This is a genomic window from Pseudomonas brassicacearum subsp. brassicacearum (assembly GCF_008801605.1).
Taxonomy (GTDB): domain Bacteria; phylum Pseudomonadota; class Gammaproteobacteria; order Pseudomonadales; family Pseudomonadaceae; genus Aquipseudomonas; species Aquipseudomonas brassicacearum.
Genome location: NZ_VZPJ01000005.1, coordinates 1 through 17166, shown reverse-complemented (window position 1 = coordinate 17166; position 17166 = coordinate 1). Strand labels below are relative to the sequence as shown.

Sequence of the window (17166 nt, the reverse complement as noted above, 5' to 3'; positions counted from 1 at the left end):
CGGATAGTCGTCGGTCGCTCCTGCCGCGTGGAGGTTGGGAGCGGCCAAGGGGCGCCTGCGCATTGACGCCGCTGAGGTGCGACCAATGTGCAAAGGCAGCGGTTCACCGTGGCAGTTAATATGGCACTTCACCGGCCAGCTGTTGCCGCAGATGTGTATGGCTGTCATTGGAAGTCCGTTATGCAAAGCGCCTATACCGTCCTGATCCTGTTGATGCTGGTGGGCGTGTCGCGCCTGATCGGACGGTTGATCCCGCTGCCGTTGCCCCTGGTGCAGATTGGTGCTGGCGCCGTGCTGGCCTGGCCCTCGCTGGGGCTGCATGTGGCGCTTGATCCCGAGTTGTTCCTGTTTCTGTTCCTGCCGCCGCTGCTGTTCTCCGATGGTTGGCGCATGCCCAAGCGTGAACTCTGGCGCCTGCGCGGGCCGATCCTGACGCTGGCGGTGGGGTTGGTGCTGTTTACGGTAGTTGGGGCGGGGTATTTCATTCATTGGCTGCTGCCCGGTATCCCGTTGCCGGTGGCCTTCGCCCTGGCTGCAGTCCTGTCACCCACCGACGCCGTGGCGGTCTCGGCGATTGCCCGGGACCGCTTGCCCGCGCCGTTGATGCACATGCTCCAGGGCGAAGCCTTGATGAACGATGCGTCGGGCCTGGTGACCTTCAAGTTCGCCCTGGCGGCGGCGATCACCGGCGTGTTTTCCCTGGCGGGCGCGAGCCTGACCTTTGTCCTGGTGGCGATTGGTGGATTGCTGGTAGGCGTGGCTTTGAGTTGGCTAGTGGGCCGCTTGCGGGCCTGGATGATTGCCCGGGGCTGGGACGATCCGGCCACCCACGTAGTATTCATGTTGTTACTGCCGTTCGCGGCCTATGTGCTGGCTGAACGCTTGGGCGCCTCGGGGATTCTCTCGGCGGTGGCGGCGGGGATGATGCAGAGCTGGCTCGACCTGCTGCCACGCCAGACCGGCACGCGTCTGCTCAATCGCAGTGTCTGGTCGCTGTTGGAATTTGCCTTCAATGGCTTGATCTTCCTGCTGCTGGGCTTGCAACTGCCGGACATCGTCAAGGCGGTGACCAGCCATGAGCCGACGTTGTGGCCAGCGTTGTTCTATCGCTGCCTGGACGTGGTGGCGATTTTCCTGGTGTTGTTGGTGCTGCGGTTTGTCTGGGTACAAAGCATCTGGCGCGTATCCGGGCTGTTGCGCCGCTGGCGCGGCAAGGGCGAGTTGACCCTGGTGCCGACGGCGCGTTCCTGCTGGTTGCTGACCTTCGGCGGTGTGCGCGGGGCGGTGACGTTGGCGGGGGTGTTGTCGGTACCGTTGTTGTTAAGCGCTGGTGTTGAATTCCCGGAGCGCGACTTGCTGATCTTCATTGCCGCCGGGGTGATTCTGCTGTCGCTGATTGCGGCCTGCATTGCCTTGCCACTGCTGCTGCGTGGCATCGAGAAGAGCCCCGATGACAAGCGTCGCAACGAAGTTCGCGAGGCCTGGCGCAAAACCGCTGAAGCGGCGATTCATGCACTGGAAGTGGAGGAGCCGGCCGAAGCGACCAGTACGCCGGATGCGGCCCAGGCGGCGCTGGCGACCGAGGTCAAGGCGCGGCTGATGTCTGAGTATCGCCATCAGTTGGAGGTGTTCAACGACTCCGCCGAAGCCCAGGCGCTGGCGTTCGAAATGGACCTGCTGGAACGCCGGCTGCGCTTGAAGGCTTACCGGGCGCAGCGGTTGGAGTTGTATCGCCTCAGTCGTCATCATCAGATTGGGGATGATGTGTTGCGTGAGGTGCTGGGGGAGTTGGATTTGGCTGAAGCGAATTTGGGGTTGGGTAAGTAGCAATGATGCGCCGGCCCTTTGTGGCGAGGGGAGATCCCACCACTTTGCGGAGCTTCGGCATTTCAGGCGCAACAAAGCCCGGCGTGCCTTGTTCTCATAAAAAGCAAAGCCGCCCGAAGGCGGCTTCAATCGACACGCAACTGAGCTTGCTTGGCCCCGTCTGCGTGGCTGGGTCAACCCGAAGAGGGACCCAGACTCCTGCCAGCGTTCACTGGTGACGGGGCGATCATGGCTGCCGGTAATAACGAATTCAAGCCAGCTTGATTCTTGAAACAGGGCTGTGTGAGATCTGTTGAGGTGCTTAACCAGTGAAATCAATGGCTTGCTTTATGGAGGTGCGTTTTATTTCTTTTCTTGTCTGAGCAAGTGATCGTGGTCTGTCAGACGCGCCGAAGTTTCCGACAAGTTTTTAAGGTTGTCCGTCGGAAGCGAGAGCTCTAGCCTCTGGGTGTCGCTGCCAATTCAGCGACCGGACGTGAGAATCCGAACTCCTCTAGGCGCGCAGGCGTCGACCATATAAAGTGCAGGCGCTTTTCGTCTGCGCATTATGTTATGGCGGCTGTGCGCGGGCATGCTTCGGCATGGCCGGGCTCCTAGAGGCTCGGATTCTCACCCCGCGTACGGCTGCCACCCTCCGGTCCGTGAGAAGACTCGGTGGCGGCTCCCACTTCTCTAGGAGCTATAAACATGATCAAAGAAACTCCCAATCCTCCAAAGCCGGCCTCCACTTTCCCTTACGGCGATTACGCACCCGAAAAGCTGCAAGAGGCCGCTGACCGTGTGCTGGATCAATACCTCAAACCTGACGACAGCAAGTCAGAACCCAAGCCCTCGGTACAGTTATTCACTGTGGCTGAAGGTATCGACACCGAAGTGTTGCTGGCCAACCTCAGTGAAACCCTGGCTTCGGCCAATGCAATGCTCAACGACCTTGCCTTCGATCAGGACGGCTCGCGACGACATGTAGCATTGGGGGTGGCCCAGATGATTGAGTTGGGGATGTTGTTGGCGAACAAGTGCCTGGACCGGGTAGAGCTTCGGACTTGATGTAATAAGTGCCGACCTCATCGCGAGCAAGCTTTGCTCCCACAGGGGATTTGTGGTGTTTGAACCTTCCCACGCAGAGCGTGGGAAGGTTCAAACGGAATACGTCAGGCAGATTGAGTTGACTGCTTCAGGGGCCGCTACGCAGCCCAGCGGGGATAAATCCCCTCGCCACAGCAGCGCTTAGGCGTGGGCCTCTTCCTGCTCGGGCACCAACCGTACTTCCACCCTCTGACCCAACGCACGCGCTGCGCTGGCAAGTGTTGCCAGCGTCATTCCCGCATCGTTCTGATCCAGCGCACGATCAACAGCAGTGCGACTGGTGTGCATCCGCTGTGCCAAGGCTTTTTTGGTCACTTTCTGAAGCCTCATTGCTTCGGCAATCTGCCAGGCAATAACGCGTTTGAGCGCAGCTGCGGAAACTTCTTCGGCGATACCTTGCTCGGCGAGGAAGTCGTCAAAATCAGATCCGATGTGCTTGTTCATTTGCTGTGCCTCATAGTCTTGCTTTGCGCTGCTTGGCGGTTGCCATGTCGGTGGTTGGCGTTTTTTGACTTTTCTTTATGAAAGCGTGGAGTAGAACCATGTCAGAGCCCACCACAGTGAAGAGAACGCGGGCGATGGTATCTCCAAGGTCAATTCTGACCTCCCATAGCCCAGTGTCCAGCTTGCGAACCACCGGCATACCTATAGGCCAACCAATCTGAACGGTCTTGATGTCAGTTCCGATCATCCGTCTATGCTCGCGAGGCAGGTCAGTCAGCCATTCGCGAACAGGCTCATTCCCGGCGTCTGTGCGGAAGAAACGTACGTTCAGTATGGGGGCGATATCAACCATGAGTGGAGTGTACCGAAATAGGTGCATTGCGCAACCTGGGCGTTACTGAAGATTTGTACAGGGGAGGCGGTGTTATGGATCGTTCCCACGCTCCGCGTGGGAATGCCGCCAGGGACGCTCCGCGTTCCGCTTCGGGGAGGTGACGCAGAGCGTGGGAACGATCGATGGGGTGATTAACCCCGACGTTGGATGAACGCGCGAATCCGCTCGGCCGCTTCCACGCATTCAGCCAATGGCGCAACCAAGGCCATGCGCACGCGCCCGGCGCCTGGGTTGACGCCGTCCACGTCGCGGGACAGGTAGGAGCCCGGCACGACCGTCACGTGTTCCTGTTCGAACAGGTCCCGGCAGAACGCCGCATCGTCGCCCGCCACGTTCGGCCACAGGTAGAAGCTGCCATCGGGGCGTTGCACGTCCAGCACCGGGCTGAGGATCTCCAGCACCGCGTCGAATTTCTCCCGGTACAGCGCGCGGTTGGCGCGTACGTGCACTTCGTCGTTCCACGCGGCAATGCTCGCCAGTTGGGTCTGAACCGGCATCGCGCAGCCATGGTAGGTGCGGTACAGCAGGAAACCCTTGAGGATGTCCGCGTCGCCAGCGACGAAACCGGAACGCAGGCCCGGCAGGTTGGAGCGTTTGGACAGGCTGTGGAACACCACGCAGCGCTTGAAATCCTTGCGACCGAGTTCGACGCAGGCGCTGAGCAGCCCCGGCGGCGGGGTTTGTTCGTCGAAGTACAGTTCGCTGTAGCACTCGTCCGCGGCGATGACGAAGTCATATTCGTCAGCCAGGGCGATGAGTTTCTTCAGTACATCCACCGGGATCAGCGCGCCGGTCGGGTTGCCAGGGGAGCACAGGAACAGGATCTGGCAGCGTTTCCAGATGTCCGGCGATACCGCATCGAAATCCGGATTGAAGCCGTTCGCGTCCAGGCACGGCAGGTAGTGCGGCTTGGCCCCGGCCAGGAACGCCGCGCCTTCGTAGATCTGATAGAACGGGTTCGGGCTGACCACCAGGGCGTCGTCGCCACGGTTGACTACGGTCTGGGTGAAAGCGAACAGGGCTTCACGGGTGCCATTGACCGGCAGCACATGGCGCGCCGGGTCCAGCCAGCCGTTTGGCACGTTGAAGCGGCGCTCGCACCAACCGGTGATGGCCTCACGCAACTCGGGGATGCCGAGGGTGGTCGGGTAGACCGCCATCTTTTCCAGATTGCTGGCCAGGGCCTCAGCCACGAAGCTGGGCGAGCGATGCTTGGGTTCGCCGATGGACAGGGCGATCGGGCGTTTGTCCGGGTTGGGCGTGACGCTGCCAAGCAAGGCGCGGAGCTTTTCGAACGGGTAGGGCTGGAGCTGGTTCAGAGCGTTGTTCATCAAGGGCCTCGTCAATGTGGGCGCGGTCCTTGTGGGAGCGAGCTTGCTCGCGATGGCGGTGAGTCAGGCAGCATCAATGCTGGATGCTCCGTCGCTATCGCGAGCAAGCTCGCTCCCACAGAGGGAGATTGTTCGTTCAGATGCTGATACGTGTCATGTGAGCATCGGGTTCCTGGTTGACGCTCAAATGCTGCACGATCGCTTCCTGCAAGCGGCTGCACAGCTGCGGATCGGACAGCGGCTGGTTATGTGCGTCGGTGATGAAGAAGACGTCTTCCACCCGTTCGCCGAGGGTGGCGATCTTGGCGTTTTGCAGCGACAGGTCGAACTCCAGGAAAATATGGCCGATCCGCGCCAGCAGGCCCGGGCGGTCCGGAGCGCTGAGCTCCAGCACGGTGACCTGGCGCTGGGCGTCGTTGTGGATCGTCACCTGCGGCGCGAAGGCGAAGTGCTTGAGCTGGCGCGGCACCCGGCGCTGGATGATGGTCGGGTAGTCCGCCGGGTTGCGCAGGGCTTCGGTCAGGCCGTCGCGGATCTGCTTGACCCGCGCCGGGTTATCGCCAATCGAGTCGCCGTCGGTGTCGAGCACGATGTAGGTGTCGAGGGTGAACTGGCTGCTGGAGGTAATGACCCGGGCGTCGTGAATGTTGAGGTTGAGCTGGTCCATCGCCGCCACGGTCACGGCGAAGAAGTCGTGCTGGTCCGGGGCGTAGATGAAGATCTGCGTGCCACCTTCGAACTCGCGCTGGGTGGTTTCCTTGATCAGCACCAGCGGCCCGCCATCGGCCGGTTGCTGGAGGATCGCGTCGCTGTGCCAGGCCACGTCGCCGGCGGTATGGCGCAGGAAATAGTCATCGCCCAGTTGCGACCAGAGCTGCTCGACGTCGTCCGGATCGGTGCCGCCGCGCACCAGGATGTCCAGGGCTGCGCTTTGGGTGCGACGGATCTGCTCTTCGCGGTCCACCGGGTTTTCCAGGCCGCGGCGCAAGGCGCGCTTGGTCTCGGTGTAGAGCTGGCGCAACAGACTGGCGCGCCAGGAATTCCACAGGGTCGGATTGGTGGCGTTGATGTCGGCCACGGTCAGCACGTAGAGGTAATCCAGACGTGTTTCATCGCCGACGTTCTGGGCGAAGTCGTGGATCACCTGCGGGTCGGACAAGTCCTTGCGCTGGGCGGTGGTGGACATCATCAGGTGGTTCTGCACCAGCCAGACGATCAGCCGGCTGTCCCACAGGGGCAGTTGATGGCGCTGGCAGAACGCCTCGGCATCCACCGCACCAATCTCGGAATGATCGCCTTGGCGGCCCTTGCCGATGTCGTGGTACAGCCCTGCCATGTAGATCAGTTCGGGCTTGGGCAACTTGGCCATGAGCTTGCTGGCCAGCGGGAATTTCTCCGACACCTGGGTGTACTGCAGCTTACGCAGGTGCTTGATCAGGTTCAGGGTGTGGGCATCGACCGTGTAGATGTGGAACAGGTCATGTTGCATCTGCCCGACGATGAAGCCGAACTCCGGCAGATAACGCCCGAGGATCCCGTAGCGGTTCATGCGTCGCAGGTTGCGGTGCACGCCGATCTTGCACTTGAACAACTCGATGAACAGGCTGGTGTTGCGGATGTCGTGGCGGAAGTCTTCATCGATCAGGTGACGGTTTTCCCGCAGCAGGCGAATGGTGTCGGCGCGTACACCCTTGATTTCCGGCTGCTGGGCCATGAGCACGAAGATTTCCAGCATGGCGAACGGCGTGCGGCGGAATACATTGGCGTTGCGCGCCTCGATGTAGCCGTCGTGCAGTTGGAAACGAGAGTTGATCGGCTGCGGCGGTTCTTCGTCTTCGGGGGCGAGGATGACTTCCTCGAAGTGCTGGATGATCAATTCGCTGAGCTGGGCAATGCTCATCACCACGCGGTAGTACTGCTGCATGAAGTTTTCGATGGTTTGCTTGGCATCCTGCCCTTCGAAACCCAACAGGCTGGCGATGGAGCGCTGATGGTCGAACAGCAGGCGGTCCTCGGAGCGCCCGGCCAGCATGTGCAGGGCGTAGCGGACCTTCCACAGAAATTCCTGGGACGAGGCCAGCAAGGCGTTTTCGCTTTCCACCAGGAAACCTTCACCGGCCAGGGCGCGCAGGTTCAGCGTACCGTACTGGCGACGGGCGACCCACAGGATCGTCTGGATGTCCCGCAGCCCGCCGGGCGAGCCCTTGACGTTGGGCTCCAGGTTGTATTCGGTGTCGTTGTACTTGTGGTGGCGGGCCTTCTGCTCGGCGCGCTTGGCCAGGAAAAAGTCCTTGCTGGGCCACATGTGCGCCGTGCTGGTGACATCGAGCATGCGCTGGCGCAGGTGCTCGGGGCCGGCAATGGTGCGGCTTTCCATCAGGTTGGTGATCACCGTCAGGTCGGCGCGGGCCTCGTCGGCGCATTCCTGCACCGAACGCACGCTCTGGCCGACTTCCAGGCCGATGTCCCACAGCAGCGTCAGGAACCGTTCGATGGAGTCACGGAAAACTTCATGATCGGCGCTGTCGAGCAGGATCAGCAGATCGATGTCGGAGTAGGGGTGCAGTTCGCCGCGCCCGTAGCCGCCGACCGCGACCAGCGCGATGTCGGCATCCTCGCTCCAGTTGAACTGCTCCCAGGCCTTTTGCAGGATGTTATCGACGAACCAGGCGCGGTCCTCGATCAGCCGCCGAATGTCCCGGCCACTGCGAAAGCGCTGGTCGAGCACTTCGTGGGCCTGGCGGATCGCCTTCTTGAACGCCGAGATGGGGCTTGCCTTCAGGGCCAGTTCAGCCTGGAACTGGCCGCGGTCGAAGAGTTCGGGATCCACCTGCGGCATTGAATGACTTTCCTTTCTATCTATATCTATAGGCTGGGTTCGGATCAGGCGGAAACGCGAGGGATGGTGTCATCGCTGCGCAGGGTGAAGATCTCGTATCCGGTCTCGGTGACCAGCAAGGTGTGTTCCCACTGGGCCGACAGCTTGCGATCCTTGGTGATGGCAGTCCAGCCGTCGCCCAGCACCTTGGTGTCGGCGCGCCCCTGGTTGATCATCGGCTCGATGGTGAAGGTCATGCCCGCCTGCAGTTCCATGCCCGTGCCGGCACGGCCGTAGTGCAGGATCTGCGGTTCTTCGTGGAACACCTTGCCGATGCCATGGCCGCAGAACTCGCGAACCACCGAGAAGCCGTTTTTCTGCGCGTGCTTCTGGATCACTTCGCCGATGTCCCCCAGGCGGCAGCCCGGTTTCACCAGTTCGATGGCCATGTACATGCATTCCTGGGTGACCTTGGACAGGCGCTGGGCCCACTCCGGCACGTTGCCGACATGGAACATGCGGCTGGTGTCGCCGTGAAAGCCGTCCTTGATGACGGTGACGTCGATGTTCAGGGTGTCGCCATCCTTCAACGGTTTTTCGTTGGGGATGCCGTGGCAGACCACGTGGTTGATCGAGGTGCAGATCGACTTCGGGAAGCCTTTGTAGTTGAGCGGGGCCGGGATGGCTTTCTGCTCGTTGACGATGTAGTCATGGCAGATGCGGTCCAGCTCTTCGGTGGTCACGCCAGGCTTGACGTAGTCGGCGATCATCTCCAGCACATCGGCGGCGAGTTTGCCGGCGACACGCATTTTGGCGATGTCCTCGGGAGTCTTGAGGGTAACGGTCATACAGGCTCTCTCTGCGCCTGACGGCGCTGTTCAAAACGAAATGGGCGGCGGATGATGGTTCACGTGGCCCTGAAAGAGGCGATTCTAACAGACGATCAGCGCAAAGAACTCCCCAGCCCGAACTCTGTGGCAAGGGGGGCGAGTGGGAGCAAAGCTTGCTCGCGAAGCAGGCGACTCGATTTCTGAAGGACCGCGTAGCCTTCATCGCGGGCAAGCCTTGCTCCCACATTCCACTCACCGCAGAGGATTTCAGAATCCGTGTTCCGTTTTCGCCCTTGCTGTGGTATAAAATGCGCCGCTTTCCGGGGATGACCCCGTAAGCTTAAATCCACACACGTGTCGACACGATGACCTGGGTGCCTTTGGCTTTTATAGCCGCTGGTTGGTCATTGGGATACGTGGAGGCCAAACCCGACTTATCAAGGAACTATCATGTCCCAAGTCAACATGCGCGATATGCTGAAGGCCGGTGTGCACTTCGGTCACCAGACCCGTTACTGGAACCCGAAAATGGGCAAGTACATTTTCGGCGCGCGTAACAAGATCCACATCATCAACCTTGAAAAAACCCTGCCGATGTTCAACGAAGCACTGACCTTCGTAGAGCGCCTGGCCCAGGGCAAAAACAAGATTCTGTTCGTCGGCACCAAGCGTTCCGCTGGCAAGATCGTTGCTGAAGAAGCAGCACGTTGCGGTTCGCCGTACGTCGATCACCGCTGGTTGGGCGGCATGCTGACCAACTTCAAGACCATTCGCGCTTCCATCAAGCGTCTGCGTGACCTTGAAGTCCAGTCCGAAGACGGTACTTTCGCCAAGCTGACCAAGAAAGAAGCGCTGATGCGCACTCGCGATCTTGAGAAGCTGGACCGCTCCCTGGGCGGTATCAAGGACATGGGCGGTCTGCCTGACGCACTGTTCGTGATCGACGTTGATCACGAGCGCATCGCGATCACCGAAGCCAACAAGCTGGGTATCCCGGTCATCGGCGTTGTCGATACCAACAGCAGCCCGGAAGGCGTTGACTACATCATCCCAGGCAACGATGACGCCATCCGCGCCATCCAGCTGTACATGGGTTCGATGGCTGACGCTGTTATCCGTGGTCGCAACAACGTGAATGGCGGCACCGAAGTCTTCGCTGAAGAAGCTCCGGCAGCAGCCGCTGAGTAATTGACGCCCTGGCGTTGACTCAGTAAGCAAAAAGGGGGCTTGGCCCCCTTTTTGCCACCTCGAAAACCATTTGCCGCCAGCGCAGTGACCTGTTTGTAACCTGCCGCGGCCTATAAGCAGTGGTTTTCCAGGAAGAATTGATCGCCCGTTCGATCGGGTGGAATGGTTGAAAACCTATCCAAGAGGATTTTGAAATGGCAGAGATTACTGCAGCGTTGGTCAAAGAACTGCGCGAGCGTACCGGCGAAGGCATGATGGACTGCAAGAAAGCCTTGACCAAGGCTGGCGGCGACATCGAAAAAGCCATTGATGACATGCGTGCTTCGGGCGCCATCAAGGCTGCCAAGAAAGCGGGCAACGTTGCCGCTGAAGGCGCGATCGGCATCAAGGATGACGGTAAGGCTGCCGTTATCATCGAAGTCAACTCGCAGACTGACTTCCTGGCTCTGCAAGACGACTTCAAGGCATTCGTTGCTGCCAGCGTAGAAAAAGCATTCGCCGACAAACTGACCGACGCAGCTCCGCTGATCGCCGCTCAGGAATCGGCTCGTGAAGCCCTGGTTGCCAAAGTAGGCGAAAACGTCAACATCCGTCGTCTGGTTCGCGTCGAAGGTGATGTTGTCGGTTCCTACCTGCACGGCAACAAGATCGGCGTCGTTGTAGCCCTCAAAGGCGGCAGCATCGAGCTGGCCAAGGACATCGCGATGCACGTCGCTGCCAGCAACCCTGAGTTCCTGCTGCCGTCGGAAGTTTCCGCTGATGCCATTGAGCGCGAGAAAGCCGTGTTCATGCAGCTCAACGAAGACAAGATCAAAGGCAAACCAGCCGAAATCGTTGAAAAAATGGTTGCCGGTCGTATCACCAAGTTCCTGGCTGAAGCCAGCCTGGTTGAGCAGGCGTTCGTCAAGAACCCTGAAATCAAGGTCGGTGAACTGGCCAAGAAAGGCGGCGCTGAAATCGTTTCCTTCACCTACTTCAAAGTGGGCGAAGGCATCGAGAAGCCAGTAGACAACTTCGCTGAAGAAGTTGCTGCTCAGCTGGCTGCCAGCAAGCAATAAGACAGTTTTTATAACTGTCGCCCTGAAGAGGCTGCCCGCTCACGCGCGCAGCCTCTTTTCGGATGGGGATGCCGATTTTTATTGGTTTCCTGTCGGAACTGGCTTACAAAGCCGTGTTCCGATGACGCTGTGTCAGCGTCAAGCTAGAGTGAACGCAGGCTGAAAACAGCTTGCAAAGAATTTTCGAAAATACGCCGCAGGAGAGATTCGCAATGGCTCAGCAGGGCAGTGGTTATCAGGCTCGCTATAAACGCATTCTACTCAAGCTTAGCGGCGAGGCCCTGATGGGCTCGGAAGAGTTCGGGATCGATCCGAAAGTGCTGGATCGCATGGCCCTGGAAGTCGGCCAGCTGGTCGGGATCGGCGTTCAGGTCGGCCTGGTCATCGGCGGCGGCAACCTGTTCCGCGGCGCAGCGCTGAGCGCGGCCGGCATGGATCGGGTCACGGGCGACCACATGGGCATGCTGGCCACTGTGATGAACGCCCTGGCTATGCGCGACGCGCTGGAGCGTGCCAATATCTCGGCCATCGTGATGTCGGCCATTTCCATGGTTGGCGTGACCGATCACTACGACCGCCGCAAAGCCATGCGCCACCTCAATTCCAAGGAAGTGGTGATTTTTGCCGCCGGTACCGGTAATCCGTTCTTCACCACGGATTCGGCCGCCTGCCTGCGAGCGATCGAGATCGATGCCGATGTCGTGCTCAAGGCAACCAAGGTCGATGGCGTGTATACCGCTGACCCGTTCAAGGACCCGCATGCCGAGAAGTTCGATCATCTGACCTACGATGAAGTGCTGGATCGCAAGCTGGGTGTAATGGATCTGACGGCTATCTGCCTGTGCCGCGACCACAAGATGCCGCTGCGCGTCTTTAACATGAACAAGCCCGGTGCCCTGCTGAATATCGTCCATGGCGGCGCCGAAGGAACACTGATCGAGGAAGTTCAACAATGATCAACGAAATCAAGAAAGACGCTGAACAGCGCATGCAGAAATCCCTGGAGTCCCTGGCGCACAACTTCGGTCGCATCCGCACCGGCCAGGCGCACCCGAGCATCCTTGAAGGCGTGATGGTTCCGTACTACGGCTCCGACACCCCGATCAAGCAAGTGGCCAACATCACCGTCAAGGACGCTCGCACCCTGCAGGTCGTGGCCTTTGAGCGCAACATGCTGGGCGCAGTCGACAAGGCCATCGGCAGTGCCGGTCTGAACCTGAACCCGACCAACCTGGGTGAGCTGCTGCTGATCTCCATGCCGGCCCTGACCGAGGAGACCCGCAAGGGCTTCACCAAGCAGGCCCGTGATGTGGCTGAAGACGCCCGTGTTGCCGTGCGCAACATCCGTCGTGATGCCAACAGCCAGCTCAAGGACCTGGTCAAGGAAAAGGAAATCAGCGAAGACGAAGAGCGTCGTGCCACTGGCGAGATCGACGACCTGACCAAGAAGTACGTGGCTAAGATCGACGCGGATTTGGCGCAGAAAGAAAAAGACCTGATGGCCGTATAAGGGTCTCGTTTTCATGGAAAAGACCAAGCAGGCCGTGCCGTTCGCGGTGCCGCGCCACGTGGCGATCATCATGGACGGCAATAACCGCTGGGCCAAGAAACGCTTTATGCCTGGCGTTGCCGGGCACAAGGCGGGGGTCGACGCGGTTCGTGCGGTCATCGAGGTGTGCGCCGAGGCAGGGGTCGAGGTGCTGACCCTGTTCGCCTTCTCCAGTGAGAACTGGCAGCGTCCGGCCGATGAAGTCAGTGCCTTGATGGACCTGTTCCTCAAGGCCCTGCGTCGTGAGGCCAAGCGCCTCAACGAGAACAAGATCAGCCTGCGGATCATCGGTGATCGCTCGCGCTTCCATCCTGAATTGCAGGCTGCGATGCGCGAAGCCGAATCCGCGACGGCAGGCCCTGATCGGTTTGTCCTGCAGATCGCCGCCAACTATGGTGGTCAGTGGGACATTGCCCAGGCTGCCCAGCGGCTGGCGCGGGAAGTCCAGGCCGGGCACTTGCGCCCGGAAGACATCACGCCGGAACTGTTGCAGACCTGCCTGGCGACCGGCGACCTGCCGTTGCCGGACCTGTGCATCCGTACCGGTGGCGAACATCGCATCAGCAACTTCCTGCTCTGGCAGTTGGCGTATGCCGAGTTGTACTTCTCCGACCTGTTCTGGCCGGACTTCAAACACGAAGCCATGCGCACCGCACTGGCCGATTTCGCTTCCCGTCAGCGTCGCTTCGGTAAAACGAGCGAGCAGATCGAAGCTGGAGCCCGGGTTTAATGCTTAAACAACGAATCATCACTGCCTTGATCCTGTTGCCTATCGCCCTGGGTGGTTTCTTCCTGCTCGAAGGCGCCAGTTTTGCGCTGTTCATCGGGCTGGTCGTGACCTTGGGTGCGTGGGAATGGGCGCGGCTGGCGGGTTTTCCTGCGCAGTCGGCGCGCGTGGCCTACGCGGCGGCCGTGGCGGCCATGCTGTTCATCATGTACGTGGTGCCTGGCCTCGCGCCTTGGGTGCTGGGCGCTGCGGTGCTGTGGTGGGCGACGGCGACCTTCCTGGTCTTGACCTACCCGCAGACTACCCAGCATTGGGCCAATGCCGCGACCAAGCTGGTGATCGGCCTGTTGATCCTGTTGCCGGCCTGGCAGGGGCTGATCTGGATCAAGCAAGGCCCGTTGGGCAACTGGCAGATCATGGCCGTGATGGTGCTGGTCTGGGGTGCTGACGTCGGCGCCTACTTCTCCGGCAAGGCCTTCGGCAAGCGCAAGCTGGCGCCGAAGGTCAGCCCTGGCAAGAGCTGGGAAGGGGTCTATGGTGGCCTGGTCTTGAGCCTGGTGATCACGACCGTGGTCGGCTTCGTGCGGGACTGGACGGTCGCGCAGCTGCTGATGGGCCTTATTGGCGCCGCCTTGATCGTATTTGTGTCCGTGGTCGGCGACCTGACCGAAAGCATGTTCAAGCGTCAATCGGGGATCAAGGACAGCAGTAACCTGTTGCCCGGTCACGGTGGCGTGCTGGATCGCATCGACAGCCTTACCGCCGCGATCCCGATCTTTGCCGTGCTGTTGTGGATGGCGGCGTCGTGAGTCGCCCCCAGCAGATCACGGTCCTTGGTGCGACCGGTTCGATCGGCCTGAGTACGCTTGACGTCATTGGTCGGCATCCGCAGCGTTACCAGGTGTTCGCCCTCAGTGGCTTCACGCGCATGAGTGAGTTGCTGGCCTTGTGCATACGTCACACGCCGCGGTTTGCCGTGGTGCCTGAGGCCGCCGTGGCGCGGGCGCTGCAGGACGATCTGCGCGCCGCTGGCTTGCAAACCCGTGTGCTGGTGGGAGAGGAGGGCCTCTGCCAAGTGGCGTCCGACCCCGAAGTCGACGCCGTGATGGCGGCAATTGTCGGTGCGGCGGGCTTGCGTCCGACGCTGGCGGCGGTGGAGGCCGGCAAGAAGATCCTGCTGGCCAACAAAGAAGCGCTGGTGATGTCCGGCGCGCTGTTCATGCAGGCTGTGCGCAAAAGCGGTTCGGTGTTGCTGCCCATCGACAGCGAGCACAATGCGATTTTTCAGTGCATGCCGCAGGATTTTTCCCGTGGCCTCGGCGCGGTGGGTGTCCGGCGGATTTTGCTGACAGCCTCCGGTGGTCCGTTCCGGCAGACACCGCTGGAAGAATTGGTGCATGTTTCACCCGAGCAGGCCTGTGCGCACCCGAATTGGTCCATGGGGCGCAAGATTTCCGTGGATTCGGCCAGCATGATGAACAAGGGGCTGGAGCTGATCGAGGCCTGTTGGCTGTTCGATGCCAAGCCGTCCCAGGTCGAGGTGGTGATTCATCCCCAGAGCGTGATTCATTCCCTGGTGGACTACGTCGACGGTTCGGTGCTGGCCCAGTTGGGCAATCCGGACATGCGCACTCCGATCGCCAATGCCCTGGCCTGGCCAGAGCGCATCGATTCGGGTGTTGCGCCGCTGGACCTGTTCGCCATCGCTCGCCTGGACTTCCAGGCGCCCGATGAGCAGCGTTTCCCCTGCCTGCGCCTGGCGCGCCAGGCGGCCGAGGCGGGCGACAGTGCGCCGGCCATGCTTAACGCCGCCAATGAAGTGGCGGTTGCAGCGTTTCTCGATGGACGTGTCCGTTACCTCGAGATCGCGAGTATCATCGAGGAAGTCTTGAATCTCGAGGCCGTGGTTTCGGTCAATGACCTCGATACGGTATTTACGGCGGATGCCAGGGCTCGTGAATTGGCGGGCCAATGGCTGCGGCGCCACGGGCGTTGAAGCTGCGATACGTTAGCCAGGGTTGCCCTGGACAGGATTGCGGAGAAAACAGATGAGCGCGCTCTATATGATTGTCGGCACCCTGGTTGCCTTGGGGGTGTTGGTCACATTTCACGAATTCGGTCATTTCTGGGTCGCGCGGCGCTGTGGCGTCAAGGTCCTGCGTTTTTCCGTGGGCTTTGGCATGCCCTTGTTGCGCTGGCACGACAAGAAAGGCACCGAGTTCGTCGTAGCGGCCATCCCGCTGGGCGGCTACGTCAAGATGCTCGACGAGCGCGAAGGCGAAGTCCCGGCCGACCAGCTCGATCAATCCTTCAATCGCAAGACCGTCCGTCAGCGTATCGCCATCGTCGCCGCAGGGCCGATCGCCAACTTCCTGCTGGCCATGGTGTTTTTCTGGGGCCTGGCCATGCTGGGCAGCGAGCAGGTGCGTCCGGTCATTGGTGCGGTGGAGTCGGGTAGCGTTGCCGCCCGTGCCGGGCTGGGTGCCGGGCAGGAAATCGTCGCTATCGATGGCGAGCCGACCTCGGGCTGGGCGGCGGTCAATCTGCAGCTGGTGCGTCGCCTGGGTGAGAGTGGCTCGTTGCAACTGATGGTGCGCGAGCAGGGCTCCACGGTGGATTCGCCTCGTGAACTGGTCTTGGACAAATGGCTCAAGGGCGCCGACGAGCCGGATCCGATCCGGTCCCTGGGGATCCGTCCATGGCGTCCGGCGATGCCGCCGATACTCGCCGAGCTTGATCCGAAAGGCCCGGCCCAGGCCGCAGGCTTGAAGACCGGCGATCGGTTGCTGGCGCTCGACGGCCAGCCGGTCAGCGACTGGCAGCAGGTGGTCGATTCGGTTCGCGTACGTCCTGATAGCAAGATTGTGCTGCGCATCGAGCGCGACGGTGCTCCAATCGATGTCCCGGTGGCCCTGGCCGCCCGTGGCGAGAGCAAGGCGCCGACCGGTTACCTGGGGGCGGGCGTCAAGGCTGTCGACTGGCCGCCGGAAATGATTCGCGAGGTCAGTTTCGGCCCTGTGGCGGCGATTGGCGAAGGTGCGCGTCGTACCTGGACCATGAGTGTCCTGACGCTGGACTCGCTCAAGAAAATGTTGTTCGGCGAGCTCTCGGTAAAAAACTTGAGTGGACCGATAACCATTGCTAAAGTGGCGGGCGCTTCTGCCCAGTCGGGCGTCGCTGATTTCCTGAATTTCCTTGCTTATCTGAGCATTAGCCTGGGGGTTCTGAATTTGCTGCCCATCCCGGTACTGGATGGGGGGCATTTGCTGTTTTATCTGATCGAGTGGGCGCGTGGTCGTCCCTTGTCGGATCGGGTGCAGGGTTGGGGGATACAGATCGGTATCAGCTTGGTGGTCGGGGTCATGTTGCTTGCCCTCGTCAACGATCTGGGTCGTCTGTAACGCTTCGCTGAATTGCGAATCTGCCGCATTTTGCGGCAGTTTGTTTATTGCCAGTTGGAATAAGAAAGGACTTCATGAAACGTCTGCTGCTAACTGCGGTTCTCACCGTATTGATGATCGCCGAAGTTCACGCCGAGTCCTTCACTATCTCTGATATTCGCGTCAATGGCCTCCAGCGGGTCTCCGCGGGTAGCGTCTTTGGTGCCTTGCCGTTGAACGTCGGCGAGCAGGCGGATGATCGGCGCCTGGTGGAATCCACTCGTGCGCTGTTCAAGACCGGCTTCTTTCAAGATATCCAACTGGGCCGTGACGGCAATGTCCTGGTCATCACCGTTGTCGAGCGCCCGTCGGTCGCCAGTATCGAGATCGAAGGCAACAAGGCGATCTCCACTGAAGACCTGATGAAAGGCCTCAAGCAATCCGGCCTGGCCGAAGGCGAGATCTTCCAGCGCGCCACCCTCGAAGGTGTACGTAACGAGCTGCAACGCCAGTACGTTGCCCAGGGCCGCTACT

16 protein-coding genes are annotated in these 17166 nt (G+C 60.5%); 11 read left to right on the top strand and 5 right to left on the bottom strand.

Annotated elements, in window-relative coordinates; translation table 11 throughout:
* The first annotated feature begins 180 nt into the window (after positions 1 to 180).
* Positions 181 to 1827, top strand: coding sequence for a Na+/H+ antiporter (locus F7R20_RS13290; RefSeq protein ID WP_003198216.1), 1647 nt, complete (start codon positions 181 to 183; stop codon positions 1825 to 1827).
* A 687-nt stretch (positions 1828 to 2514) separates the two neighbouring features.
* Positions 2515 to 2874: a DUF6124 family protein gene (locus F7R20_RS13285; protein ID WP_003198218.1), complete on the top strand. Its 360-nt coding sequence runs from the start codon at positions 2515 to 2517 to the stop codon at positions 2872 to 2874.
* A 180-nt stretch (positions 2875 to 3054) separates the two neighbouring features.
* On the opposite strand, the gene F7R20_RS13280 is transcribed toward F7R20_RS13285, so the two are convergent.
* The 5 genes from F7R20_RS13280 to map form a co-directional block, all read right to left on the bottom strand.
* Positions 3055 to 3357: an XRE family transcriptional regulator gene (locus F7R20_RS13280; protein WP_003198220.1), complete on the bottom strand. Its 303-nt coding sequence runs from the start codon at positions 3355 to 3357 to the stop codon at positions 3055 to 3057.
* Positions 3358 to 3367: 10 nt separating this feature from the next.
* Positions 3368 to 3709, bottom strand: coding sequence for a type II toxin-antitoxin system RelE/ParE family toxin (locus tag F7R20_RS13275; RefSeq protein ID WP_028237030.1), 342 nt, complete (start codon positions 3707 to 3709; stop codon positions 3368 to 3370).
* Between the two features lie 173 nt (positions 3710 to 3882).
* The gene (gene dapC / locus F7R20_RS13270) at positions 3883 to 5082 is read right to left on the bottom strand and encodes a succinyldiaminopimelate transaminase (RefSeq protein ID WP_003198225.1); all 1200 of its coding nucleotides are present in this window, start codon (positions 5080 to 5082) and stop codon (positions 3883 to 3885) included.
* Between the two features lie 136 nt (positions 5083 to 5218).
* Complete coding sequence (locus F7R20_RS13265) at positions 5219 to 7921, bottom strand: [protein-PII] uridylyltransferase (protein ID WP_003198227.1); 2703 nt, start codon at positions 7919 to 7921, stop codon at positions 5219 to 5221.
* Between the two features lie 44 nt (positions 7922 to 7965).
* Complete coding sequence (gene map, locus F7R20_RS13260) at positions 7966 to 8748, bottom strand: type I methionyl aminopeptidase (protein ID WP_003198229.1); 783 nt, start codon at positions 8746 to 8748, stop codon at positions 7966 to 7968.
* Between the two features lie 432 nt (positions 8749 to 9180).
* Here map and rpsB point away from each other — a divergent pair, with 432 nt between their 5' ends.
* The 9 genes from rpsB to F7R20_RS13215 all read left to right on the top strand — a co-directional run.
* Positions 9181 to 9918, top strand: a complete 738-nt coding sequence (gene rpsB, locus F7R20_RS13255) for a 30S ribosomal protein S2 (protein ID WP_003198231.1) — start codon at positions 9181 to 9183, stop codon at positions 9916 to 9918.
* A gap of 194 nt (positions 9919 to 10112) precedes the next feature.
* Entirely contained in the window at positions 10113 to 10976 is an 864-nt protein-coding gene (gene tsf, locus F7R20_RS13250; protein ID WP_003198233.1) for a translation elongation factor Ts, read from the top strand.
* A 212-nt stretch (positions 10977 to 11188) separates the two neighbouring features.
* On the top strand, positions 11189 to 11932 hold the full coding sequence (gene pyrH, locus F7R20_RS13245) for a UMP kinase (RefSeq protein WP_003198235.1): 744 nt from the start codon (positions 11189 to 11191) through the stop codon (positions 11930 to 11932).
* A complete protein-coding gene (gene frr, locus F7R20_RS13240) occupies positions 11929 to 12486 on the top strand; it encodes a ribosome recycling factor (protein ID WP_003198238.1) in 558 nt (185 codons plus the stop codon). Before pyrH ends, frr begins: the two co-directional genes overlap by 4 nt.
* Before the next feature lie 13 nt (positions 12487 to 12499).
* Positions 12500 to 13255 (top strand): polyprenyl diphosphate synthase, encoded by a 756-nt coding sequence (gene uppS, locus F7R20_RS13235; RefSeq protein ID WP_003198241.1) that lies wholly within the window; start codon positions 12500 to 12502, stop codon positions 13253 to 13255.
* Positions 13255 to 14061 carry a phosphatidate cytidylyltransferase gene (locus F7R20_RS13230; RefSeq protein ID WP_003198242.1) on the top strand — a complete coding sequence of 269 codons (807 nt, stop codon included), beginning with the start codon at positions 13255 to 13257 and terminating at the stop codon, positions 14059 to 14061. The genes uppS and F7R20_RS13230 overlap by 1 nt, the downstream gene beginning before the upstream one ends.
* A complete protein-coding gene (ispC, locus tag F7R20_RS13225) occupies positions 14058 to 15248 on the top strand; it encodes a 1-deoxy-D-xylulose-5-phosphate reductoisomerase (RefSeq protein ID WP_003198244.1) in 1191 nt (396 codons plus the stop codon). The genes F7R20_RS13230 and ispC overlap by 4 nt, the downstream gene beginning before the upstream one ends.
* Positions 15249 to 15300: 52 nt before the next feature.
* On the top strand, positions 15301 to 16653 hold the full coding sequence (gene rseP / locus F7R20_RS13220; protein WP_003198246.1) for an RIP metalloprotease RseP: 1353 nt from the start codon (positions 15301 to 15303) through the stop codon (positions 16651 to 16653).
* Positions 16654 to 16727: 74 nt separating this feature from the next.
* Positions 16728 to 17166: POTRA domain-containing protein (locus F7R20_RS13215; RefSeq protein ID WP_280841985.1), on the top strand; the 439-nt coding region annotated here is incomplete at its 3' end.

Excerpts from the sequence above, each read along its gene's own strand:
- F7R20_RS13290 (WP_003198216.1), top strand. The coding sequence starts at position 181 with ATGCAAAGCGCCTATACCGTCCTGATCCTGTTGATGCTGGTGGGCGTG.
- F7R20_RS13285 (WP_003198218.1), top strand. The coding sequence starts at position 2,515 with ATGATCAAAGAAACTCCCAATCCTCCAAAGCCGGCCTCCACTTTCCCT.
- F7R20_RS13280 (WP_003198220.1), bottom strand. The coding sequence starts at position 3,357 with ATGAACAAGCACATCGGATCTGATTTTGACGACTTCCTCGCCGAGCAA.
- F7R20_RS13275 (WP_028237030.1), bottom strand. The coding sequence starts at position 3,709 with ATGGTTGATATCGCCCCCATACTGAACGTACGTTTCTTCCGCACAGAC.
- dapC (WP_003198225.1), bottom strand. The coding sequence starts at position 5,082 with ATGAACAACGCTCTGAACCAGCTCCAGCCCTACCCGTTCGAAAAGCTC.
- F7R20_RS13265 (WP_003198227.1), bottom strand. The coding sequence starts at position 7,921 with ATGCCGCAGGTGGATCCCGAACTCTTCGACCGCGGCCAGTTCCAGGCT.
- map (WP_003198229.1), bottom strand. The coding sequence starts at position 8,748 with ATGACCGTTACCCTCAAGACTCCCGAGGACATCGCCAAAATGCGTGTC.
- rpsB (WP_003198231.1), top strand. The coding sequence starts at position 9,181 with ATGTCCCAAGTCAACATGCGCGATATGCTGAAGGCCGGTGTGCACTTC.
- tsf (WP_003198233.1), top strand. The coding sequence starts at position 10,113 with ATGGCAGAGATTACTGCAGCGTTGGTCAAAGAACTGCGCGAGCGTACC.
- pyrH (WP_003198235.1), top strand. The coding sequence starts at position 11,189 with ATGGCTCAGCAGGGCAGTGGTTATCAGGCTCGCTATAAACGCATTCTA.
- frr (WP_003198238.1), top strand. The coding sequence starts at position 11,929 with ATGATCAACGAAATCAAGAAAGACGCTGAACAGCGCATGCAGAAATCC.
- uppS (WP_003198241.1), top strand. The coding sequence starts at position 12,500 with ATGGAAAAGACCAAGCAGGCCGTGCCGTTCGCGGTGCCGCGCCACGTG.
- F7R20_RS13230 (WP_003198242.1), top strand. The coding sequence starts at position 13,255 with ATGCTTAAACAACGAATCATCACTGCCTTGATCCTGTTGCCTATCGCC.
- rseP (WP_003198246.1), top strand. The coding sequence starts at position 15,301 with ATGAGCGCGCTCTATATGATTGTCGGCACCCTGGTTGCCTTGGGGGTG.